General features: G+C 60.2%; 19 protein-coding genes and 2 pseudogenes. 12 read left to right on the top strand and 9 right to left on the bottom strand.

Annotated features, from left to right (window positions below; translation table 11 throughout):
* Positions 1 to 61: 61 nt before the first annotated feature.
* Genes uca through IDH41_RS31455 form a run of 3 tightly spaced genes read left to right on the top strand, consistent with a single transcriptional unit; the run spans position 62 to position 5,498 of the window.
* Complete coding sequence (uca, locus tag IDH41_RS17205) at positions 62 to 3,682, top strand: urea carboxylase (protein WP_190863149.1); 3,621 nt, start codon at positions 62 to 64, stop codon at positions 3,680 to 3,682.
* A gap of 24 nt (positions 3,683 to 3,706) precedes the next feature.
* Entirely contained in the window at positions 3,707 to 5,083 is a 1,377-nt protein-coding gene (locus IDH41_RS17200; RefSeq protein WP_223829802.1) for an allophanate hydrolase, read from the top strand.
* Between the two features lie 22 nt (positions 5,084 to 5,105).
* The gene (locus tag IDH41_RS31455) at positions 5,106 to 5,498 is read left to right on the top strand and encodes an allophanate hydrolase-related protein (RefSeq protein ID WP_223829801.1); all 393 of its coding nucleotides are present in this window, start codon (positions 5,106 to 5,108) and stop codon (positions 5,496 to 5,498) included.
* Position 5,499: 1 nt separating this feature from the next.
* Here the strand turns inward: IDH41_RS31455 and IDH41_RS17195 are convergent, their stop codons facing one another.
* The 3 genes from IDH41_RS17195 to IDH41_RS17185 form a co-directional block, all read right to left on the bottom strand.
* On the bottom strand, positions 5,500 to 6,789 hold the full coding sequence (locus IDH41_RS17195) for an MFS transporter (protein WP_190863147.1): 1,290 nt from the start codon (positions 6,787 to 6,789) through the stop codon (positions 5,500 to 5,502).
* A 54-nt stretch (positions 6,790 to 6,843) separates the two neighbouring features.
* Positions 6,844 to 7,308, bottom strand: a complete 465-nt coding sequence (locus IDH41_RS17190; RefSeq protein ID WP_190863145.1) for a MarR family winged helix-turn-helix transcriptional regulator — start codon at positions 7,306 to 7,308, stop codon at positions 6,844 to 6,846.
* A gap of 150 nt (positions 7,309 to 7,458) precedes the next feature.
* A complete protein-coding gene (locus tag IDH41_RS17185) occupies positions 7,459 to 8,151 on the bottom strand; it encodes a DUF1295 domain-containing protein (RefSeq protein ID WP_190863144.1) in 693 nt (230 codons plus the stop codon).
* Positions 8,152 to 8,295: 144 nt separating this feature from the next.
* On the opposite strand from IDH41_RS17185, the gene IDH41_RS17180 reads away from it, so the two are divergent.
* The gene (locus IDH41_RS17180; RefSeq protein ID WP_190863142.1) at positions 8,296 to 8,904 is read left to right on the top strand and encodes a TetR/AcrR family transcriptional regulator; all 609 of its coding nucleotides are present in this window, start codon (positions 8,296 to 8,298) and stop codon (positions 8,902 to 8,904) included.
* A gap of 63 nt (positions 8,905 to 8,967) precedes the next feature.
* Here the strand turns inward: IDH41_RS17180 and IDH41_RS17175 are convergent, their stop codons facing one another.
* Positions 8,968 to 9,885: an aldo/keto reductase gene (locus tag IDH41_RS17175; RefSeq protein ID WP_190863141.1), complete on the bottom strand. Its 918-nt coding sequence runs from the start codon at positions 9,883 to 9,885 to the stop codon at positions 8,968 to 8,970.
* Positions 9,886 to 10,115: 230 nt separating this feature from the next.
* On the opposite strand from IDH41_RS17175, the gene IDH41_RS17170 reads away from it, so the two are divergent.
* Positions 10,116 to 10,619, top strand: a complete 504-nt coding sequence (locus tag IDH41_RS17170) for a VOC family protein (protein ID WP_190863139.1) — start codon at positions 10,116 to 10,118, stop codon at positions 10,617 to 10,619.
* A 761-nt stretch (positions 10,620 to 11,380) separates the two neighbouring features.
* On the opposite strand, the gene IDH41_RS17165 is transcribed toward IDH41_RS17170, so the two are convergent.
* Positions 11,381 to 11,929 (bottom strand): NAD(P)H-dependent oxidoreductase, encoded by a 549-nt coding sequence (locus tag IDH41_RS17165; protein ID WP_190863138.1) that lies wholly within the window; start codon positions 11,927 to 11,929, stop codon positions 11,381 to 11,383.
* Between the two features lie 258 nt (positions 11,930 to 12,187).
* Between IDH41_RS17165 and IDH41_RS17160 the strand changes: the two genes are divergently transcribed.
* The gene (locus tag IDH41_RS17160; RefSeq protein WP_190863136.1) at positions 12,188 to 12,559 is read left to right on the top strand and encodes a winged helix-turn-helix transcriptional regulator; all 372 of its coding nucleotides are present in this window, start codon (positions 12,188 to 12,190) and stop codon (positions 12,557 to 12,559) included.
* Between the two features lie 70 nt (positions 12,560 to 12,629).
* Here IDH41_RS17160 and IDH41_RS17155 read toward each other — a convergent pair whose 3' ends face one another.
* A complete protein-coding gene (locus tag IDH41_RS17155; RefSeq protein ID WP_190863263.1) occupies positions 12,630 to 13,667 on the bottom strand; it encodes an LLM class flavin-dependent oxidoreductase in 1,038 nt (345 codons plus the stop codon).
* Positions 13,668 to 13,827: 160 nt separating this feature from the next.
* On the opposite strand from IDH41_RS17155, the pseudogene IDH41_RS31450 reads away from it, so the two are divergent.
* Both IDH41_RS31450 and IDH41_RS17145 read left to right on the top strand, forming a co-directional pair.
* Positions 13,828 to 13,938: pseudogene (locus IDH41_RS31450) on the top strand (carbohydrate ABC transporter permease); the annotation flags it as partial.
* A gap of 15 nt (positions 13,939 to 13,953) precedes the next feature.
* A complete protein-coding gene (locus IDH41_RS17145; RefSeq protein WP_190863132.1) occupies positions 13,954 to 15,483 on the top strand; it encodes a sulfatase family protein in 1,530 nt (509 codons plus the stop codon).
* Between the two features lie 311 nt (positions 15,484 to 15,794).
* Here the strand turns inward: IDH41_RS17145 and IDH41_RS17140 are convergent, their stop codons facing one another.
* Together IDH41_RS17140 and IDH41_RS32280 are read right to left on the bottom strand one after the other, a co-directional pair.
* Positions 15,795 to 16,862: a phosphatidylglycerol lysyltransferase domain-containing protein gene (locus IDH41_RS17140; RefSeq protein WP_190863130.1), complete on the bottom strand. Its 1,068-nt coding sequence runs from the start codon at positions 16,860 to 16,862 to the stop codon at positions 15,795 to 15,797.
* Positions 16,863 to 18,069: 1,207 nt separating this feature from the next.
* A pseudogene (locus IDH41_RS32280) lies at positions 18,070 to 18,333 on the bottom strand (hypothetical protein); the annotation flags it as partial.
* A 280-nt stretch (positions 18,334 to 18,613) separates the two neighbouring features.
* Between IDH41_RS32280 and IDH41_RS17130 the strand changes: the two are divergent.
* From IDH41_RS17130 to IDH41_RS17115, 4 genes are all read left to right on the top strand, one after another.
* Positions 18,614 to 19,399, top strand: coding sequence for a phosphotransferase (locus IDH41_RS17130; protein ID WP_190863125.1), 786 nt, complete (start codon positions 18,614 to 18,616; stop codon positions 19,397 to 19,399).
* A 267-nt stretch (positions 19,400 to 19,666) separates the two neighbouring features.
* Positions 19,667 to 20,440 (top strand): DUF5683 domain-containing protein, encoded by a 774-nt coding sequence (locus tag IDH41_RS17125; RefSeq protein WP_223829800.1) that lies wholly within the window; start codon positions 19,667 to 19,669, stop codon positions 20,438 to 20,440.
* A 4-nt stretch (positions 20,441 to 20,444) separates the two neighbouring features.
* Positions 20,445 to 20,939: a hypothetical protein gene (locus tag IDH41_RS17120; RefSeq protein ID WP_190863121.1), complete on the top strand. Its 495-nt coding sequence runs from the start codon at positions 20,445 to 20,447 to the stop codon at positions 20,937 to 20,939.
* Between the two features lie 136 nt (positions 20,940 to 21,075).
* A complete protein-coding gene (locus tag IDH41_RS17115; protein WP_190863119.1) occupies positions 21,076 to 21,591 on the top strand; it encodes a DUF2179 domain-containing protein in 516 nt (171 codons plus the stop codon).
* A gap of 60 nt (positions 21,592 to 21,651) precedes the next feature.
* Here the strand turns inward: IDH41_RS17115 and IDH41_RS17110 are convergent, their stop codons facing one another.
* Positions 21,652 to 21,831, bottom strand: a complete 180-nt coding sequence (locus IDH41_RS17110) for a hypothetical protein (protein WP_190863117.1) — start codon at positions 21,829 to 21,831, stop codon at positions 21,652 to 21,654.
* Positions 21,832 to 21,844 lie beyond the last annotated feature (13 nt).

Raw genomic sequence — 21,844 nt, 5'->3', positions numbered from 1 at the left:
CGCGCCGAAAGCGGCGCGAAATTCGCAAACATCGATTTATTGACAGGGAGAGTGGTCGCATATGTTCACCAAAGTGCTCATTGCCAATCGAGGGGCCATTGCCGTCCGCATCGAGCGCACGCTGCGGAGGCTCGGCATCGCATCCGTAGCCGTCTATACGAAGGCGGATCAAGACAGCCTTCACGTCGACGGCGCCGACGAGGCGGTGCCGATCGGGGAAGGGCCGGCCAAAGAAAGCTATTTGGACGCGGAGCTCATTCTGCGAACGGCGCTCGAAGCCGGGGCGGAGGCGATTCATCCGGGATACGGCTTCCTGAGCGAGAACGCCGAGTTCGCCCGGGCCTGCAGGGAGCGCGGCATCGCCTTCATCGGCCCGGAGCCGGAGCAGATGGAGACGTTCGGGCTGAAGCATTCCGCGCGCGAAGCGGCGGAGCGGGCGGGCGTGCCGATGCTGCCGGGCACGGGATTGATCGCAACGGCCGGCGAGGCGACTCGCGAAGCGGATCGGATCGGTTATCCGGTCATGCTCAAGAGCACGGCCGGCGGCGGAGGCATCGGCATGCGGGTATGCGAGGACGAGGAGGCGCTGCTCGCCGCGTTCGACGCGGTTCGGCATCTGGCGGCGGCGAATTTCAAGAACGGCGGCGTGTTCCTGGAGAAATATATCGCCAAGGCCCGCCACGTCGAGGTGCAAATTTTCGGCAACCGGTTCGGCGAAGTGGTGGCGCTCGGGGAACGCGACTGCTCCATCCAGCGGCGGAATCAGAAGGTGATCGAGGAGACGCCGGCGCCCGGATTGCCGGACGCCGTCCGCGCGCGGATGCTGGAATGCGCCCGCAGGCTCGCGGCCGGGACCGGCTACCGTAGCGCGGGCACGGTGGAGTTTTTGTACGACCCGGCCTCTTGCGATTTTTACTTCCTTGAAGTCAATACCCGGCTGCAGGTCGAGCACGGGGTAACCGAGGAAGTGCTCGGCATCGATCTCGTCGAATGGATGGTGCGCGAGGCGGCGGACGAGTTGACCGGGCTTGCGGAGCTCGTGCCGCAGCCGCAGGGACACAGCATTCAGGCGCGCATCTACGCCGAGGACTGCCTGCAGGACTTCCGGCCGAGCGCCGGCCAGCTGGACCGGGCCGAATTTTCGGCGCAAGCCCGCAACGAGACGTGGGTGCGCGACGGCTTGACCGTCACGACGCTGTACGATCCGATGCTGGCGAAAATCATCGTGCGGGGGGCGGACCGGGCCGAGGCGATCCGCAAGCTGGGCGAGGCGCTCGCGGAGACGCGCTTCTACGGGCTGACGACGAATTTATCCTATTTGCGGGCGCTGCTCACGAGCGAGGAATGCTTGTCCGGCAACGTCCATACGCGAATGCTGAACGGATTCGCCCCTTCGGAGCGGGCGATCGAGGCGCTGGACGGCGGCGTGCAGACGACGGTGCAGGACTACCCGGGCCGCGTCGGACACTGGGACGTCGGGGTTCCGCCTTGCGGGCCGATGGACGCCTTGTCGTTCCGTATCGGCAACAAGCTGCTCGGCAACGGCGACGACGCGCCGGGGCTGGAGATGACGCTGCGGGGCGGGACGTACAAGTTCCGAAGCGGCATGACGTTCTGCGTGACCGGCGCCGACATGAATCCGGCGCTTGACGGAGAGCCCGTGCCGATGTACCGGCCGGTCACCGCGCGCGAGGGCCAGGTGCTGGCGTTCGGGGAAGCCGCGGTCGGCATGCGCGCGTACTTGCTGGTCGCGGGCGGGCTGGATATGCCGCATATCCTCGGCAGCGCCTCCACGTTCACGCTCGGCAACTTCGGCGGCCATGGCGGGCGCGCGATCCGGACGGGCGACGTGCTCGGCGTCAAGCAAGAGGCGGGGGAGGCATTCGCGTTGGATGCGGACTTGGCCTTGCGTCACCGGCCGGCCATGACGAATGAATGGACGATCGGCGTCGTCCCGGGACCGCATTGCACGGAGGAGTTTTTGCGGCCGGATTATTTGAAGCAGCTCGCCGAGACGGAGTGGGAGGTCCACTTCAACAGCTCGCGAACGGGCGTGAGGCTGATCGGACCGGCGCCGCTCTGGGCACGCGAGGACGGCGGGGAGGCGGGCCTGCACCCATCGAACGTGCACGACAACGCCTATGCGATCGGCACGCTCGACCTGACCGGCGACATGCCGATTCTGCTCGGCCCGGACGGCCCGAGCCTCGGCGGCTTCGTCTGCCCGGCCACGACGGCGACGGCCGAGCTGTGGAAGCTGGGCCAGCTTCATCCCGGCGACAAAATCCGGTTCCGGCTGCTGACGCTTGAGCAGGCGGAAGCGATGCGCGCCCTACAGGAGCGGAACTTGCTTATGATCGGCGATGGGGAGCGGGAGCTTCTGGAGCCGGCCGTCCTTCCGGTATCGGCGGCTTCCGATTTCCGTACCGACTATCCGGTGCTGCTGCGCGAGTCCGCGGGGCGGGATTTTCCGATTGCGATCCGGTGCTGCGGCGATCAATATTTGCTCGTCGAATACGGCGCGATGGAGCTCGACTTGAAGCTGCGCTTCCGGGCGCACGCGCTCATGCAGGCGATCCGGGAGAGCGGAAGCCTGCCGGTGCTCGACTTGACGCCCGGCATCCGCTCGCTGCAGGTTCATATCGACCCGTCCCGGATAACGGTCGCGGAAGCCTGCGCGCTTGTTGCGGAGATCGACCGCGCGCTGCCGCCGCTGGAGTCGATCCGGGTGCCGTCCCGCATCGTCAACCTGCCGCTCTCGTGGGACGATCCGGCAACGCGGGCAGCCATCGAGCGCTATCAGCAGAACGTCCGCCCGGACGCGCCTTGGTGCCCGAGCAACCTCGAATTCATCCGCCGGATTAACGGGCTTGCGAGCGTCGATGAGGTGCGGCGCATCGTGTTCGACGCGAACTACCTCGTGCTCGGGCTCGGGGACGTGTATCTCGGCGCGCCGGTTGCGACGCCGACCGATCCGCGCCACCGGCTCGTGACGACCAAGTACAATCCGGCGCGCACCTGGACGCCGGAGAACGCCGTCGGCATCGGCGGAGCGTATATGTGCGTTTACGGCATGGAAGGGCCGGGCGGCTACCAGTTCGTCGGGCGGACGGTTCAGATGTGGAACCGGCTCCGGCCGACGGCGAGCTTCATGCCGGGGCAGCCTTGGCTGCTGCGCTTTTTCGACCAGATCCGGTTCTATCCGGTATCCGCCGAAGAGCTGCTCGTCATGCGGGAGGATTTCCTCCGCGGACGGTTCGAAGCGGATATTGCGGAGACGACGTTCGACCTCGGCGAATATTTGCGCTTCCTGGATTCGATCGAGGATAGCGCGAATGCGTTCCGCGACCGGCAGCGGACGGCTTTCCAAGAGGAGCGCGAGAACTGGAAGAGGCTGGGCCTCGCCGAATACGTAAGCGAGCAGGAGAGCGCGGAGCCGGCCGAGGAGGAGGCGCTTCCCGCCGGCGCCGTCGCCGTCCGAAGCGCGATGCCGGGGAGCGTATGGAAGGTGATGGCGTCCGAAGGGCAGGAAATCCGGAAGGGCGACACGCTCATCATCCAGGAGAGCATGAAGATGGAATTCGCCCAGCAGGCGCCCTGCGACGGCGTGGTCGGGTCGATCTTCGTCAATCCCGGCGAATCGGTCCAATCGGGCCAGCTGATCGTCAGCATTTTGACTTAAGGCGGTAAGGAAGGGGACTGAGCGATGAATAAGGTGGAACTGCCCGCGGTTCTTACGGTGGAAGGACTTCGGGAGCTGTACCGGAGCGGGGAAGCGTCTCCTCTGGAAGTGGTGGAGGAAATTATACGCCGCTCCCGCGCGGACGAGGGGATGAACATCTGGATTACGCCGCCGGAGCTGCCGCGCATTGAGCCGTACTTGCGCGGTCTTGACGTACTGAACCGGGACGATGCGCCGCTGTGGGGCATTCCGTTCGCCGTCAAGGACAACATCGACTGGTCGGCGGCGCCGACGACGGCGGCTTGCCCGGCGTTCGCCTACGAGCCGGCCGCGGACGCCGCGGTCGTGGAGCGGCTGATCGCGGCGGGAGCGATCCCCGTCGGCAAGACGAATCTGGATCAGTTCGCGACGGGGCTCGTCGGGACGCGAAGCCCGTACGGCGAGACGCATAACGCGCTTCGCCCGGAGCTGATCAGCGGCGGCTCGAGCAGCGGCTCGGCCGTCGCGGTGGCGCGCGGCCAAGCGGCGTTCGCGCTCGGGACGGACACGGCGGGCTCGGGCAGAGTGCCGGCGCTGCTGAACGGCCTGGTCGGCTACAAGCCGAGCCTCGGCGCGTGGCCGGTCAGAGGCGTCGTTCCCGCCTGCGAAAGTCTCGATTGCGTGACGGTGTTCGCCGCGGAGCTGGGCGGCGCGCTCGCGGTCGACCGGGTTGCGAGAGGCGCGCATGCGGACGACCCATGGTCGCGCGAGCTGCCGGCTTCCGGGAGCGCGATGCCTGCGCGCATTTGCGTGCCCGCCGCCGGAACGCTCGCCTTCTACGGCCCGTTCGCGAAGGCGTACGAAGCGGCATGGGAGCGGTCCGTGGATCGGCTAAACCGGCTTGGCGCAGCGGTCGAAGAGACGGACATCTCGATTTATAGCGAAGCGGCCTCTCTCTTGTACGAAGGGCCTTACGTGGCGGAGAGATGGGCGGGACTCGGCGCCTTCGTCGAAGGCAACGAAGGGGCGGCGCTCGCGGTCACCGAGCGCATTCTGCGCTCCGGGGTGGAAGCGAGTCATACGGCCGCTTCGCTGTTCCGGGCGATGCACAGGCTGCAGGCGCTGAAGCGGGAAGCGAGGAAACGATTGGAGGGAGCCGTGCTGGCGATGCCGACGGCGGGGGGCACCTGGACGCGCGAGCAGGTGCGAGCCGATCCCATCGTGACGAACAGCGCCATGGGGCGCTATACGAATCATTGCAATCTGCTCGACCTGTGCGCGGTGGCGGTGCCTGCCGGCGAGGCGGCGGAGGCGCTGCCGTTCGGCATCACGTTGTTCGCCGCCGCGGAGCGCGAAGATCTCATTCGAGGCGCCGCGCAAGCTTTCCTGAACAGCGACGGCGTCGAATCGACGCTTCAATAAACGCAGAAAGAAGGTGCAAGGCATGTCCTTGGAAACGACGCCGGTCGCGGTATGCGGCCTGCACATGAGAGGGTATCCGCTGGAGAAGCAAATGCGGGAGCACGGGGCGGTATTCGCCTACGAGACGGTGACGGCGCCGCGCTACAAAATGGTGAAGCTGCCGACCGAGCCGGCGAAGCCGGGGCTGCTCAAGCAGCGGGAAGGCGGCGCTTCGATCGCCGTTGAAGTATGGACGATGCCGCGCGAGGCTTTCGGCGCCTTCGTGATCGGCATTCCGTCACCGCTCGGCATCGGCAAGGTCGAGCTCGTCGACGGCACCGAAGTGCCCGGCTTTATATGCGAAGGCTATGCGCCGGAGATGCCAGGCGCCGAGGACGTGACGGCTTCCGGCGGCTGGCGGAACGTGATCGCTTAACTTACGCCGCCGCGGCGACCTTTCCCGCGGCGGCTCTTCGTATCCGCAGCGCCATCAGCGAGGCAATGAAGCAGACAAACCCGGCAAGGACGAATGCCTGCGAGTAGGTGCCGAACCAATCGCGCATGACGCCGGCGCCATAGGCTGCCGTGGAGGCGCCGATCTGGTGGGCGACGACGATCCAGCCGAAGATCATGCCGGATTTCTCCTGGCCGAACGTCTGGCCGGCCAGCTTGGCTGTCGGCGGAACCGTCGCGATCCAGTCGAGCCCGTAGAAGACGGAGAAGACGACGAGCATGGCTGGCGTAGTGTCCAGCGCGTACGGCAGGAACAGCAGCGACAGTCCGCGCAGCCCGTAATACCAGAACAGCAGCCAGCGGTTGTCGAAGCGGTCGGACAGCCAGCCGGATATCGTCGTGCCGAACAGGTCGAAGAGGCCCATCATGGCGAGCAGGCCAGCGGCGGCGACCTCCAGCATGCCGTGATCGCCGCATGCCGCTATGAGATGCGTGCCGATCAGGCCGTTGGTCGAGAAGCCGCAGAAGAAGAAGGTGCCGGCAAGCAGCCAGAAGGCGAGGCTCTTCGATGCCAGCCGGAGACTTTGCAGCGGCGCGAGGAACAGGTTGCCCGTGAAGGCAGCAGGCTTCACGATCTCATCCGTCCCGTACGGCGCGGCGTTCACGTCGTACGGGTGGTTGCGCATCCAGATCGCGACCGCGATCAGCACGAGCGCGATGCCGGCAACAGCGGCGTAGACGGCCGTCCTCCAGCCGTAATCGGCCGACACCTTGGCCATCGCCGGCAGGAACAGCAGCTGTCCGGTGGCGGCGCTTGCCGTCAGCAAGCCGACGACGAGCCCTTTGCGCTTCACGAACCATAGATTGCTGACCGTAACGCCGAGCACGTTGGCCATCATGCCCGTCGCAAGGCCGGATACGATCCCCCACAGCAGCTCGAACTGCCACAGCGACGTAATAAGCGGCGTTACGGCCAGGCTGACCGCAAGGATAGACAGCGCCGAGGCAACGACCTTCCGGGTGCCGAACTTCAGCAGCATCGCTGCCGAGAACGGTCCGACCAGGCCGTAGAGGAAAATGCCGATGGAGATGACGCCCGAGATGCTTCCCCGGCTCCAGCCGAACTCGTCCTGGAACGGGACGAGCAGGACGCTGGGCAGCGAACGGATGCCGGCGGAGACGAGAAGCGTGGCGAACGTAAGCAGGACGATGATCCATCCGTAATGAAAGCGGGGCTTTCGGTTCGATCGTTCGGGCAGAGCGGTTGAGCTCATCCTAACACCTCATTCTTATGTTGTTTGTACATACAAAATAATGAGCAAAAAAAATTACCTCTCCAGCCGCTCGCTCGTCGTTTCGAGATCGAGCGTCAGCTTCTCGGCCATGTCCTCCCCAAGCACGGCGACGTAAGCTTCCTTCAGTTTTTTGGACGCTTGGCGGAGCGCGGGAACCAGCTCGATTCCTTGGCCGGTCGGATAGACGAGCACGGTCTTCCCCTGCACCTTGCGCTCGACGAGCCGCTTGCCCTCCAGCTTATCGATGAAGCGCGTCAGCGTCGAAGGGGTAATGTAAAGCTTCTCCGACAGCTCCTTCTGCGTGATGCCTGGCTTGCCGACCACGAGACGGATCAGATAGCCGTATGCCGGCGTTAGGCCCGTCGTCGCGAATGCTTCGTCCGCCATGCGCGTGATGGCCCGGCTGAGCCGGTTGGCCGTGAAGTACATGCAATTATGCAGAAAGGCATCGTCCGGCCCTGTCGAGCGGTCCTCTGCCGGGTTTGATTCCATTGACATTTGCAGCCCTCCTTGCGGGTACGCGATTGACAGCTATTTCTTTTGTATGTACAACGAACGATAATGTATTTCGCCGCTTTTGTCAACCGCCTGCTCTCCGGGGCATGCCGCGCGCCTGCGTGCGTGCTGCCTTGCGGAATGCGGGTTGGCTCAGTATATATACGGGATCAACTTGCTCGTTTGTTTCCGGTAGAGACGGAAGTCTTCGCCGTATTTGCTTTCGAGATGCCGATCGAGCATCGGGATGTTGTAAAAAGCGAATAAGCCGAACAGCGCGGCGGGAATCGCCAACGACCATAGGTTCCGGGTCAGCAAGGCCAGCGCCAGTACCCACAGCAAGTCGCCGAAATAATTGATATGCGCGCAGTGGCGGAAAAGCCCCGACGCATACAGCTTTCCTTTATTTTCAAGCCTTCTCTTCCACCGGTCCCGCTGCAGCTCGGAATAGGTGTTGATGAACGACCCGGCAAGAAAGAGGGCGGCGAAGAGCGCGTCCCATCCGTCCAGCGCCGATTCCCGCTGCTGGCTAAGAAGAGGGAAGCCGACGTAATAGAGCGCGAAGGCGAGAGGAACGGCGAACGCTTCCTGCCATGGCACCGCCCGCTTAAGCAAATAGAAGAGGGTGAAGAGCATCCTGGCGTAGACGAAGGCAATGAGAACGAATAACAAAACGTTCCGATCCGTGCTGCCCGCGCCAAGACCGACATGAAACCAATCGTTGAGTCGCCGCGGGCCCTGAAGGAGAAGAAGCCAAGCCGATGCGGCCAGAATGAGCGTTTCAAGAAAAAGCAAGGTCAGGCGCGGAAAAATCGTGTTCGTTTGTTGATTGTATAAAGACGGCAAAATCGGATCGCTCCTTTAGTTTTGAAATTAACTAACCCTATATTTCATATTATGGTCGATCAGCGGGTAAGTTACAATGCCATTTTGAAATTTAAGTTTAAATTGTTTCAAAATCCGGATAAGATGGTAGGGAGGTGAGCGGGTATGAACGGTTTCGGCAAACAAACGGAAAGGAAAAGATCGGCGATCATCGAAGTGGCCGGGCGGAAGCTGGCGGAGCTGAGCTATAACCGCGCGACGATGAAGGAGATCGCCGCCGATGCGAAGGTATCCCAGGTGACGATTTATAATTATTTCGGGAGCAAGGACGAGCTGCTGATCGAAGCGGTAAGAGGAATGATGGACGAGCAGCTGGAACAATACCGGCGGCGCCTGTCGGAAGAGGCGGATTATTCGAAGCTGGTCGGCGGCATTATGCTGGAAGAGGCCCGGTTCGTGAAGAGAATCATAGCTTGCGTCCGGCAGTCGGCCGATTCGGGCTTCGTCCATGCGCGATTGCGGGAATATCAGGACGTACAGCTGGCGCCTTTCCTCATCGAATTGGTGAAGAAGGGGGTACGCGAGGGCCGTATTGCGGAGGATTTGACCGAAGCGGAGCTTCTGTTCTACTTCGGGATGTATCAGAGGGAGATGATCCGGATGCTCGACGGATCGGATAGGGAGGAGCGGACCGGTGCGGCCGGTGCCGTATCGGAGGAGCGCTTTATCGATTTTTTCTTTCATGGGCTGCTGAGCCCGCGTTTCCGCGTATAACGACAAAGCAGCCTCCGGTCCGCATGGATCGGAGGCTGCTTCGATTCGACGCCTATCGCCGGCTTACGGCAGCACGTTGCCCGCCGCGCGCAGAATGCCGTACCAGTCTTCGCGGGACAGCTGAACTTCGCTTGCCCTGCAGCAATCGCGCAGGCGCTCGACGTTCATCGTGCCGGTCACCGGCTGCATGCGGGCCGGATGGCGAAGCAGCCACGCGATCGCGATCGTCGTGTTGCTGACGCCGTGCTTCTCCGCGACTTCGTCGATCTTCTTGTTCAATTCCGGGAACTTCTCGTTGCCGAGGAATACGCCTTGGAAGAAGCCGTACTGGAACGGGGACCAAGGCTGGATCGTAATGTCGTTCAGCCTGCAGAAATCCAGGATGCTGCCGTCGCGGTTCACGGCCGCTTCGTTCTCCATGTTGACGTTGAAGCCGTTCGTGATCATGGTCGCGTTCGTGATGCTCAGCTGCAGCTGGTTCGCGACGATCGGCTGCTTCACGTATTTTTGGAGCAGCTGGATTTGCATCGGATTTTGGTTGGACACGCCGAAATGGCGCACCTTGCCCGAGCTTTCTAGGATGTCGAACGCTTCCGCGACTTCTTCCGGCTCCACGAGCGTATCCGGACGGTGCAGCAGCAGGATGTCCAAATAATCGGTTCTCAGGCGCTTCAGAATGCCGTCGACCGACGCCAGGATATGCTCCTTCGAAAAGTCGAACATCCCTTTGCGAATGCCGCATTTGGACTGCAGGATAATGTTCTCGCGAACGCTGTCGCTCATATGGATCGCGTCGGCGAAAATTTCCTCGCAATTGCCCCCGCCGTATATGTCGGCATGGTCGAAGAAATTCGCGCCTTCCTCCAGCGACGTTTGGACGAAGCGCTCGGCTTCGGCTTTGTCCAGCGAATTGATGCGCATGCAGCCGACCGCGACAACCGGCACTTCGAGCGCGCTATTTCCAAGTTTAATCGTTCTCATGGGTAAGTCCTCCTTCATTGGTTCGGTAACCGGGGCTCGTACAAGCCTCTTCCACAGTGAAAGTATAGCGGAAGAAGCGGACGAGCGTAAGTGCTGAAAAATTATATAGTAGGTAAAAGCAACGTAACCAAGACCGCAATCCGGAAGAAATACCGGCGCCGCTTCTGTGGTATTGTGAGGAATAGAAGAAGGACGTTTTGCCAATTTATAGATTGAAGGAGAGATGGAAGATGGCGGCAAAAATCCAAAAAATCACCCCCAACCTGTGGTTCGATCGCGAGGCCGAAGAGGCGGCGAATTATTACGCGTCGATCTTCGAAAACTCGGAAATCGGAAGGGTGACCCGGTACGGGAAGGAAAAGAACGAGCACCACGATTTCTCCGAAGGGGATGTCATGACCGTGGAGTTTTTTCTGGACGGACAATCGTTCGTCGCGTTGAACGGCGGACCGCATTTCCGGTTTACGGAGGCCATATCGTTCATTGTCCATTGCGAGACGCAGGAGGAGCTCGATCATTACTGGGAGAAGCTGTCCGAAGGCGGCGACGAGAGGGCGCAGGTGTGCGGCTGGCTGAAGGATAAGTTCGGCGTATCATGGCAAATTATACCGGCCAACCTGACCGAACTGATTACCGATCCCGATCGGGAGAAGGCGGGCAGAGTGATGGAAGCTCTTCTGGCAACGAAGAGCAAAATCGACATCGCCTCGCTTCTGCGGGCGTACGAGAGATAGCGTGCCGCCTCGTCCTTTATAATCCATTGCCAAGCAAGGTGCATCGCGAATCGCCTCGGGCGATCTGCCGCGGGAAGCGGAGCAGCGCGCGCGGGATGAGCTGGCGCGGTTCAAGCTTGCGAAGGCGGGATAATCGGGGAAGCGGGCCAGCGGCTTCAATTGCAAACGACTGCCATCACGAGGAGATGGCGGTCGTTTTTTTGGAGACGCGGCCGGGGTAAGCGGTGTCTGCGGAGGCGTGGGCAGAGAACCAGGCGTCAGGGGAGCGGTACTTGTCTATTTAGTTTCAAAAATTGACATTAAAGATGGTTGAGACGGACGGAATGGGGGATTAGTTTCAAGAATTGTGATTAATCCTCCTAAGTCGGGTTGAGTGACGCTCTGTTCGATTGGTTAGTTTCAAATTTTGATACTAAATCCTTAATTAGCTCGGTCGACCGGGTTAGAGTTTCAATTTTTGAGTCTAATGACGGGAATGAGCGAGGAGAAGAAAAGGCTTCAGCGCCGCAGTGGCGCTGAAGCTTCGGCAGTGAGAGGCTAGCAAGCCTGCCGCGAGTGGCTGGGCATGAGTAAGTAGCCTAGCCGGCAAGCTTGCCGAATGAAGGCGGTCATATGCAAGTAAAGGTGCCCGCAAGTCAGCCGAAGGAGACATTGGCAATCGTGTTGGCAAGCCAGCCGCGAGGGACCATGAACTGCATAACGGTCAGCCTGCATTGAGAGGCTATGAACGGCGTAACCAGCCAGCCGCGAGGGCGAAAGGCTTAAATCACGCTGCTCGTTAGCCGCTCATGCGAGGCGCGTACGTGCTCGGCATACCTTCCGGCCTCCCGCGCGATATAGTCGTCCGTGCCCCGGTCGGCGTCGTACATGACGAAAGCGGGGAGGTAGGTGCCGTTGCACCGCGTAATCGTGCTCTGGATGGGCCGGAGCAGCTCGCTGAGCGTGAACCAGTTGTCGCCGCCCGAGCGGTAGCCCCCTTCGGTGCCGCCCGTCGTCGTGGCGACCATGAATTCCTTGCCGGACAGATGGTCGCCGCCGGGCCCGAAAGCCCAGCCGTACGTCAGTACGTCGTCGAACCATTTTTTGAGCAGAGGCGTGCAGCTGTACCAGTAGAACGGGAACTGGAATACGATCCGGTCGTATTGAAGCAGCGCTTGCTGCTCCTTCTCCACGTCGATTTGCCAATCGGGGTATTCGGAATAAAGGTCGCGGACATGAATGTCGGTGTACGGCTCAAGCGCAAGCGCGAGCATGCGGTTAGCCCGGGATTGCCGAAGATCGGGATGCGCCGCGATAATCATGGTTTTCAAAACGATCACCCTTTCTGGATATTCGCGAAGTCGCGATTTACAGCCCCATTATTGCGGAAAACCGGATGGCTGAAAAGTACGCTTTTTTACCGTACTAAGTCCTATCAAACGTAGCATGGGCGGCGACTGCGCCCCGGGTATAGTACGAAAAAACGTACTAGGTACGGAAAATCGTCGTACTAACGGAATTCCGGATACTGTGCTAAAGTAGCAGGTAACCGTAAACAATCGAAAAGCAGGCGGAAGGAGCTGGGCGCGGTGACGATAACAAACGGCGATTCGAATACGCAGGGAATTTTGGCGACGCTGCAGGTCATCGGAGGCAAATGGAAGCCGCTTATTTTGTTCATTCTGCTGAATGAAGGGACGAAGCGGTTCGGGGAACTGAGGCGCATGCTGCCGAACATTACGCAGGGCATGCTGACGAATCAGCTGCGGGAGATGGAGCGGGACGGCCTGATTGTGCGCAGGGTGTATCAGGAGATTCCGCCCAAGGTCGAATACGAGCTGTCCGAGCACGGCAACTCGCTGAGCTCGGTGCTCACCGATATGTGCGGCTGGGGCTTCAAGCATATCGAGTTCATAAACGGCAAGGACGGGGAGGGTGAATCCCGCCGGGAATCGCGGTGAGAGCGGACTTGATCGATCGCGCGCAATAGAAAGAGGTGGATGCGCCGAACATCCGCCACTTTCTATTGCATCATAATTTCGCCAATTCCTTGCGCACGATCGGCGCGACCTTGGTGCCGAGCAGCTCGATGGCGCGCAGCACCTCGCGATGCGGCATCGTGCCGACGTTGACGTGCAGGAAGAAGCGCGTCACGCCCAGATTTTTGCGCAGCAGCACAATTTTCTCCGCGACGAACTCGGGATCGCCGACATAGAGGGCGCCTCTGAGGCTGCGCGCGGCATCGAAGCTGTCTCGCGTATAAGGCGGCCATCCCCGCTCGCGGCCGATGACGTTCATTTGCGCCTGGGTGGGCGGGAAGAACATATCGGCCGCCTGCTCGGTCGTATCCGCGACGAAGCCGTGCGAATGCGTGGCGATCTGCAGCGTATCCGGATTATGGCCGGCCCGCGCGGCAGCTTCCTTGTAGAGGGAGACGAGCGGCGCGAACCGCTCCGGCATGCCCCCGATAATGGCAAAGGCGATCGGAAGGCCGAGCATGCCGGCCCGTACGGCCGATTCCGGGTTGCCTCCGCTCGCGATCCATACCGGGAGGGGGTTTTGCACGGCGCGCGGATAGACGCCGAGGTTATCGATGGCCGGACGAAGGCCGCCGCGCCAGGTCACCTTCTCCGAAGCCCGGATGGCGAGCAGCAGCTCGAGCTTCTCGTCGAACAGCCGGTCGTAATCGTCCAGATCGTAGCCGAACAGCGGGAACGATTCGATGAACGAGCCCCGTCCGGCCATAATTTCGGCGCGGCCGTTCGAGAGGCCGTCAAGGGTCGAGAACGATTGGTACACGCGAACCGGATCGTCCGAAGACAGGACGGTGACGGCGCTCGTCAGCCGAATCCGCTTGGTCGCAGCCGCGGCTGCCGCGAGTACGACGGCCGGCGCCGAGCCCGCATAGTCGGCGCGGTGATGCTCCCCGACGCCGTAGACGTCGAGGCCGACCTGATCGGCCAGCACGATTTCTTCCACCGCGTTGCGAAGCCTCTCCGCGTGGTTCATCGCCTTCCCGGTCGCCGGGTCGGTCGTCGCCTCCAAAAACGTGCTGATTCCTATTTCCATTTGTGCTGTATGATCGGTCATGTCGTTTCTCCCCCTTTTTTGTCGTTAGCTCCAGTGTACTAAATTTTTTATTGTTTCTCAATTATAGTAAGTATAAATGAAGAAGTCGTATATTTCCAGAATCACGGTCGCCGTCAAAGAGGAGCAGATCATGCTGGCCGAGAGCAAATATTCGGTTATTATCATGTCCAGCGCGCCGGTGCTGCTTTTTTATCCGTTCATCCGGAAATATTTTGTGAAAGGTGTTATGATCGGTTCTATCAAAGGTTAAGAGGAGTGAGCTTCGTTGAGCAATAACAGGCCTAATATCGTGCTTATTCAGACCGATCAGCAATCGGCGGAAACGCTCGGGCTGTATGGCAACGCCATCGTCCGTACCCCGCATTTGCAAGCGTTGGCGGAGAGAGGCGTCGTGTTCGAGCATGCCTATTGCAATTACCCGGCTTGCTCGCCTTCCCGTTCGTCCATGATGACGGGACGCTATGCGTCGACCATTCGCTGCCATGCCAATCATATGCTCATTAACCCGACCGAAACGACGCTGCCGCAGGTGCTGAAGGAATCCGGCTATCAGACGGCGCTTATTGGCAAAAATCACGCTTTCATGGACGGCACGCGGGTTAACGAGTACGCGGCAAGCGGCGAGGAAGGGAAGAAGGCCGACACGCTTCGAAGCGTGTTCGATTATGTCCGGGAGGGCACGCACGGCCATTTGGTCGACGGTTACCGGGACGACCCGGAGGTGAAGGCAGCCCACCAGTGGGCGGTCGATCATTGCTGGAAGAGCCCGCTCGGCCATGGGACGAACCCCGCGCCGTATGAGAAATGCAGCACTTACCTGCTGGGCGAGACCGCCCTCGAGTACTTGGAGCATGCGCGCGACCGCGAGCGGCCGTTCTTCTTGTGGTTGTCCTTCCCCGACCCGCATACCCCTTACCAGGCGCCTGAGCCGTATGCAAGCCTGTACAAGCCGGAGGACGTGCCGCTGCCGCCGAAGGACGACCTGTCGACCAAGCCGGAGCGCCAGCGGGTCGCGCATATGATGGATGCGATGGACCGCGCCGACGATCAGACGCTGCGGAAGGTCCGGGCGATTCATTACGGGATGATCAATTTCGTCGACGACGCGATCGGAAGAGTGACGGCCAAGCTGGACGAGCTCGGCCTGACCGAGGATACGCTCATCCTGTTCACGTCCGATCACGGCGATTCGATGGGGGCGCACGGGCTGATCCAGAAGCATAATATGTTCTACGATTCGTTCACGCAAGTTCCGCTTATCGTCTCCTGGCCGGGCAAGGCGGCAGCCGGGCGATGCGGGCATCTGATCGAACTCGTCGACCTGATGCCGACCATTCTGGAGGCGGCCGGGTGCCGCGTTCCGGGAGGGGTGCAAGGGAAGAGCTTCGCCTCTTATATGCGCGGAGAAGACTACGCGCCGCGGGAATACGCCGTCATCGAGAGCGGCGAGGCGGGCGAGCCGATCGGATTATCGGAAATAAGCGCGAGACCCGAGCATCCTTACGACGAAAGCTGCTTCGTCTGGTGCGCGTGGCGGGAGGCTTGGCTCGGGAAGGGGAAGAGCATACGCACCCTGGAATGGAAGCTTAACCTGTACGAGAACGGAGAAGGGGAGCTGTACGATCTGGCCGGCGATCCGGACGAGCTGGTCAATCTGTACGGCGATGCCCGCTACCAAGACGTCATCGCGTCGCTGGAGCGCAAGCTGCTGCAATGGTTCATGCGCAAGGAGGACGCGTCGCCGGCCAATTCAACCGTGAATCTGAACTACCGCGAGAAATACAAAACGAGCTAACGAAGCGATAGACATAGGGGCTGTCTCTAAAGATCGTGAAGCGACCGGAGAGACAGCCCCGTTTCGTTGAGGTGGCGTTTCAGCGACGAGATGGCGATACTAATATCAAAAAATGAAACTAATTGCTATTAACTCTACACACGTCTGCTTTTAGCTTCAATATTCGAAATTAAAAGGTATCACTCGCGCTGTTCCATTCGGTTTTAACCGATCTAGTTTCAAAATTTGAAACTGAACGTAAATATAACCTCCTTCTTTCGCCTTTTGTTTCTGGTTTTGAAATTAAAAATTGTGCTGCCGGCATGCCGCCGTCAGGCTTTTTTTCTCGGACGGACGCTTTTATTCCAAAGCCGCATCGGATCGGCGCCGAGCCTCGCTTGGTTGCCGATGACGGGCGTATGTATGATGAAGGCGAGCAGAAGGGCGGACACGGGCAGCGTGGCGGGCGGATAAATGACGTAGACATCCTCCCATTCGGGCGAAAATTTGTTCTTGTAATCGTACAGCCCCTTGAAGTTGTACAGCTTGTTCGCGTAGTTGTAAAGCAGCCTGACGATAAACGAATCGTCCGCGTTCGCGAAGGGAGCCATGCCGAGGCTGCATACGTCGAAGCCGTTCTCCCGCGCCCATTTGAACAGCGACAGGAACAGAACGTCCATCGTGCCGTGCGGACATGCCTTCGCGTAGCGCATCAGATCCACGGTTATTCGCCGGGAAGCGGCGCCGGCGCCCGCATCGGACGAAGCGGCTATGGGCCCGTGATCGCCGGCGATGGACGCGAACGCCTCGCAAGTGCCGTCCGGACCGGTCAGAACGGCCACGGGGAACCGGTTTATATATTCCGGCGAGAAGGCGCCTACGGAGAAGCTTTTCTCGCTTCGGCCCTGAAGCCATTCATCGGATATCGCTTGAAGACGGTTCAGGAACGGCTCCGCATACGGGGGATGAAGCACTTCGAAGGCGTAACCGCCTCTTTCGAATTTATTCAGGCGGTTCCTAAGCTTCAGCCATTGCTTGCCGTTCGTATGGAAGCCGGTCAGGTTGATTCGGGCTTCCTCCCCGATCTTGATGCTTTGCAGACCCAGGCGGTGATAGAGCGGCAGATTGGAAGCTTTGGACTGATAGAAGACGGGCACCTGCCGAAGATTGCGGCAGTCCGCGACGAACTGCTCAATGACGCGTTCAATCGCCCGGGGGCTGCCGATCGGGTCGCCGAGCACGATTCTTCTCGTGCCGACCGACCGGTACGCGATCAGAGCCTCATGCTCCGAATCCCAGAACCACTCCTTGTCGCCGAGATAGTACAGATGAGCGTGTGAATTGTAGCCGCAGCGCGCAAGCAAGCGGTTCAGCCGTTCTTCGCATGTCGTATCGATCAAAAAGGGAACCTCCAATGTCGGTAAAATCTGGGATGACGGAATAATCGCAATGTAAACCGGGCGCACGCCACCGTATAGGGCGGCCTCCGGCCGCGCCGGCGCCGGGGCGCTGCCCGCGGTACGCGCGGCGGCGTACGACTTTTTTTAACACCAATACATCGGTCTTAATTCTAGTAGATTGAAGACCACTAAGCCAGTAGAAATCTGGAAGCTTGCCGGAACATGGCGGTTTTCCGGCAAGCCATACAGAAAACGAGGCGCATCTCGCGCCGAAGCCGCCGCGCGACGCGCCCTGGCAGCGCGCCTAGCGCCGAAGCCGTCGCATGACGTGCCCCCGGCAGCGCGCCTAGCGCCGAAGCCGCCGCGTGATGCGCCCAGGCAGCGCGCCTAGCGCCGAAGCCGCCGCGTGACGCGCCCCCGGCAGCGCGCCTAGCGCCGAAGCCGCCGCGCGACGCGCCCTGGCAGCGCGCCTAGCGTCTGAGCCTGCAAAAGTGCAGGCATTTGGTCGCTGCATCCGTGCTGAGAAGGAAATGCCTGCGAACGTGCATCTTTTTCCGTTTGGTAAGCTCGATAAAGGCTTCGCGTCCCCGAAATGCCTGCACTTTCGCAGGCGTTTCGTCGGGGTGCCCCATCGATTGCCCCAAGGCTGCACATTTGCAGGCATTTTGCCTAGATAGTCGTGTTGACGTCCAGCGTATAAATTTGTTCCCTTTACAAATGGAAAAGGGGCGTCCCTTCGGCCATCTAGCGATGACTTATGGACAGCCCCATTGTTGCCTTACCAATAGCGTCTTGCTTTCCGCTTCTTTTTGCCGATCCATTTGTTCGTTGCGGTTCCGCCGCCGCCGACGGCATGCTGCTGCTTCGTACCGGCGCTTTCGATGGCGGAGTTGGTTCCTCCCGTGCTGTACTTGCCGGCGCCGCTCGCCACTTGCGTAGTCCCTGCGGCCTGTTGGCCTCTAGGCAGCTTGACGATCTGGTCGTTGAAGACAAAGACGACTTCTTTGCCGCCGCGCCGCTTTTTGGCTCCGTAACGCGGCTTGCCATGTCCGCCGTATCCTCCATATCCTCCATGTCCGCCGTAACCGCCGTATCCTCCATGACCTCCAGATCCTCCATGTCCGCTATGACCGCCATGACCGCCACGTCCGCCATGACCGCCACGTCCGCCATGACCGCCATGACCGCGATAGCCGCGATGCTTTCCGCCTTTCACGCTGACATTCCTCGCCGTACCGCCCGCTCCGACGCTCTGCTGCTGCTTCGTATGCGGCGACTTGATGGCCGCGTTGCTGCCGGCGGCGCTGCTGCGTCCCGCCCCGCTTGCGATCTGCGTCGTGTTCGGCGCGTTCGTGAACTGCCGGTTGATGACGAATACGAACCGTTTAACGCCGGACAGCGACGTTTTCGTAATAATGCGCTTCCGTCCTTTCTGGATGATGACGGTGACGCGGCCCGATTTTTTTCTCATTCGGACTCTCCCCCTTGCGTTTCGTTTTTCTCTTTATTTTATGAATCCAAGCCTAATTCGTAAGGGACGAGCGCCGATCGGGCGCAAATTTGGGGGGATGCCCGCGGGAATGTGCCGATCATACGGTCAATATGATAGGATAGAGGCAATAAGAAGAAGGAGGCGTTGTTGATGGAAGAAAGCGTTGTATACGGCCGGGCTGCAGCACAAGGGATGGGGAATACGCATCGCTAGCCCGTCAACCTGCGGATTTCCCCGATAACGAAAGGGGCATTCCTACATGAAAGCGAACGGTTCGAACGAAGAAATCGTACTATCATCGGATAAGTCGGTGTATCAAAAAGGAGATATCGTCCTTCGGCCGTCGGGTCCTTGGACCCCGGGCGTGCACGCGCTGCTGCGGCATCTGCGGCAGGAAGGACAGCCGGTTCCGCCCGTGATCGGCACCGGGGTGGACGAGGAGGGCCGCGAGACGCTCGGCTTCATGGAAGGGGAGTTCGTGCATCCCGGCCCGTGGAGCGACGACGCGATCGTCGAGGTCGGCCGGATGGTCAGAAGGCTGCATGACGCGGCCGCAACGTTCGAGCCCGCTCCGGACGCGGCGTGGAAGCCGTGGTTTTTGCGAGGAGTGGGCGGGCCGGCCGTCGTATTCGGCCATGGCGACATCGCGCCATGGAACATGGTGACGGAGGGCGGCATGCCGATCGCGCTCATCGACTGGGAGTTCGCCGGTCCCGTCGATCCGATGGCCGAGCTTGCGCGCGTATGCTGGCTCTTCCCGCAGCTGCACGACGACGACGTCGCCGAGCGGGTTGGGCTGCCGCCGGCCGGGACGAGGGCCAGGCAGCTAAGGCTGCTGACGGACGCGTACGGGCTGTCGGCCGATCGGAGGCGCCGCTTGTACGACTTGATTCTGGAAGTCGTCGTACGCGAGACGGCCGAGGAGGCCGTCGAGCAGCGGGTCGGGCCGGACAGCGAAGGCCCGCTATGGGGCATCGCTTGGCGGGCCCGGGCGGCAGCATGGATCATGCGGCATCGCGCGCTTCTGCAAGGAGCGCTGGACTAGCGGAAACAAACAAGCGGTCATTCCTGTGCGGGATGGCCGCTTTGTTGCGTCATGCGCACGCGCGTTGACGGGAATCCGCTTGAAGTGGATCCGGCTTCAGTCCTCCTCCGATAGGGTCGAAGCCGTCCTTGATTATTCGAACTTAACCGCGCCCGGCGGCGAAGGGACGAAAGTTTCCTTGCCGCGCGGAAGCTGCGGTGAATAATTATTGTCATAAGCTGGGACAATTAAATTAATTGTGGAAAACGCGCAGGTAGGGGGATGCAGGTGGAAGGGAACGAGCAGGCGCGATGGCCGCGCGCGCGGATCAGCTCTAACGGCGTCACGCATATTCGATGGATCAACCCGCTTATCGTGGCATGGTGGTCCGCGGCGTTTCCCGGCTTCGGCCATTATTTGCTGAACCAGTACATCCGCGCAACGTTGCTCACGTTGTCCGAAGTGGTCTTTAATACGCTCGCTCACATCAACGAGGCGCTGGTCTATTCTTTCTCCGGGAATTTCTCGCTTGCCGTCGGGGTGCTGGATCCGAGGTGGGCATACGGTTATTTGCTTGTCTATATGGTCGCCATCTGGGACAGCTACCGGTCCAGCTTGCAGAACAACCGTTTTTTTCAGTTGGCGGAGCTTGAGAATAGCCGGTTGAAACCTTTTTTTCTCGGAAGGATGGAGGTTCAGTATTTGGAGAAGAAAAGCCCGGTCAAGGCGGCCCTGTTCTCCGCCGCATTTCCGGGAATGGGGCATTTGTACAATCATCGGGTCGGCCTTGCTTTTTACGCGATTTTCTGGTGGTGGTTTTATTTGACGGCCTCAAGGCTGCATACGGCTTGCTATCTGCTGTTCTACGGGAGAATTCAAGCGTCCACCCAAATTTTGCACCCGCACTGGCTGCTCTTCATGCCTTCCGTGATCGGGGGGGCGGTCTATCATTCCTTCACGACCGCCATCGAGCATAACCGGCTCTTCGCCATTGAGCAAAGGCAGTATTTCGCCGAGAGATACGGGAATTGTTCCATCCGGATCTTTCCGCGGCCGAGGTGACGATATGCTGATCGTAGGTACATTCAATCATTGCACGGAGCTCGAACTCGCGCTTTCGCTGCTTGAGCGCAACGGCATCGACAAGAGCCGGATCATGGTCGTGCCGATGGATTTGAACCGCGACTCGAAGTCCGCGTATTCCCCTAGGATCGCCACCGACGCGGAGCGGGCGTTCGAGGTCGGCATGGCATTCGCCACGGCCATGAGCGTGATCGGCGTCAGCATCGGATTCGGGCTGAAGCTGGGGCCGCTGCTGTGGGGCGTCATCTTTGCGTTCGGCGGATTCTTGGTCAGCTTCGGCCTCACGATAGGGATCAAGCGGGCGATCAGGCGCAAGCGAAGCCGGCTTTCCGGCAAGACAGCCGCGACCTATGTGAAAAAAACGAACCGCCCCGAGCTTACGGTGCTTATTGAATGCGAGGAGGAACGGGCCGAGCATGTCAGCCGGATTTTGTGGGAGCATGAGGCCATATCCGTCGGGAGGGCCGGGCACGGGTAGAACCGGCGCGAAACGCCGTCCGTCCGGTTATTGATTCAAAGGGGCTGGATGGTGTTAAAATAGGGATGAGACGATAAGAAACCTCGGAACCTCCATTCCGGGGTTTTCGATTTTTCGGAAGGAGCGTGATCGTTAGATGTTGAAGATTTTGATCCTCATCTTCGGAATCCAGATCGTGTACGTGTCGGCCTTCACCTTGCGCATGATCTTGACCTTGAAGGGGCAGAAGTACGTCGCGGCGCTAATCAGCACCATGGAAGTGACGATCTATGTGCTGGGTCTGAATTTGGTCTTGTCCTACTTGGATCACTTTGCAAGCCTGGCGGTATATGCGATCGGATACGCCTTGGGCGTGCTCGCGGGTTCCTGGATCGAGGAGAAGCTTGCCCTTGGCTATATCACGCTGAAGGTCATCTGCAACAATCCGGATGTGAAGCTCGCGCAGGCGCTTCGTCAAGCGGGCTACGGCGTAACCTCCTGGCTCGGCGCCGGGCGGGACGGGGACCGGCTCGTGATGGAGATACTGGCCAAACGCAAAAATCAGAAGCATCTGAACGATTTGATCCTGGAGCACGATCCGAAAGCGTTCGTTATTTTCCATGAGCCCAATCAGATTCACGGCGGCTTCTGGACGAAGGCGATCAAAAGATAGGGATAAAAAAAGAAGCAGCCGGCCGTACGGCCGCGCTGCTTCTTATGTGCGGGACTATCGTCACGCACCCTTCTTCAGCTGCTCGTCCTTGCCGCGCAGCCATTGCTCCAGCATCTCGACGCTCATGCTTCTGAGCATGTCCGCGTGATCGTGGATGGCATGATGCCACATGGCGGCTTCCGCCTTGTATTTATCGTCTTCCGTTGCGGCAAACCCGCAGTTGCAGGATAAAGTATGCATGGTCGCAATCGTC

This window comes from Paenibacillus arenilitoris (assembly GCF_014705655.1).
In the GTDB taxonomy this organism is placed as follows: domain Bacteria; phylum Bacillota; class Bacilli; order Paenibacillales; family Paenibacillaceae; genus Pristimantibacillus; species Pristimantibacillus arenilitoris.
The sequence above is the reverse complement of the archived record's forward strand: the minus strand, read 5'-3'. Positions and strand labels throughout refer to the sequence as shown.

Bases quoted from the DNA above. Each gene is read 5' to 3' on its own strand.
- uca (WP_190863149.1), top strand. From the start codon at position 62: ATGTTCACCAAAGTGCTCATTGCCAATCGAGGGGCCATTGCCGTCCGC.
- IDH41_RS17200 (WP_223829802.1), top strand. From the start codon at position 3,707: ATGAATAAGGTGGAACTGCCCGCGGTTCTTACGGTGGAAGGACTTCGG.
- IDH41_RS31455 (WP_223829801.1), top strand. From the start codon at position 5,106: ATGTCCTTGGAAACGACGCCGGTCGCGGTATGCGGCCTGCACATGAGA.
- IDH41_RS17195 (WP_190863147.1), bottom strand. From the start codon at position 6,789: ATGAGCTCAACCGCTCTGCCCGAACGATCGAACCGAAAGCCCCGCTTT.
- IDH41_RS17190 (WP_190863145.1), bottom strand. From the start codon at position 7,308: ATGTCAATGGAATCAAACCCGGCAGAGGACCGCTCGACAGGGCCGGAC.
- IDH41_RS17180 (WP_190863142.1), top strand. From the start codon at position 8,296: ATGAACGGTTTCGGCAAACAAACGGAAAGGAAAAGATCGGCGATCATC.
- IDH41_RS17175 (WP_190863141.1), bottom strand. From the start codon at position 9,885: ATGAGAACGATTAAACTTGGAAATAGCGCGCTCGAAGTGCCGGTTGTC.
- IDH41_RS17170 (WP_190863139.1), top strand. From the start codon at position 10,116: ATGGCGGCAAAAATCCAAAAAATCACCCCCAACCTGTGGTTCGATCGC.
- IDH41_RS17155 (WP_190863263.1), bottom strand. From the start codon at position 13,667: ATGGAAATAGGAATCAGCACGTTTTTGGAGGCGACGACCGACCCGGCG.
- IDH41_RS17130 (WP_190863125.1), top strand. From the start codon at position 18,614: ATGAAAGCGAACGGTTCGAACGAAGAAATCGTACTATCATCGGATAAG.
- IDH41_RS17120 (WP_190863121.1), top strand. From the start codon at position 20,445: ATGCTGATCGTAGGTACATTCAATCATTGCACGGAGCTCGAACTCGCG.
- IDH41_RS17115 (WP_190863119.1), top strand. From the start codon at position 21,076: ATGTTGAAGATTTTGATCCTCATCTTCGGAATCCAGATCGTGTACGTG.
- IDH41_RS17110 (WP_190863117.1), bottom strand. From the start codon at position 21,831: ATGCATACTTTATCCTGCAACTGCGGGTTTGCCGCAACGGAAGACGAT.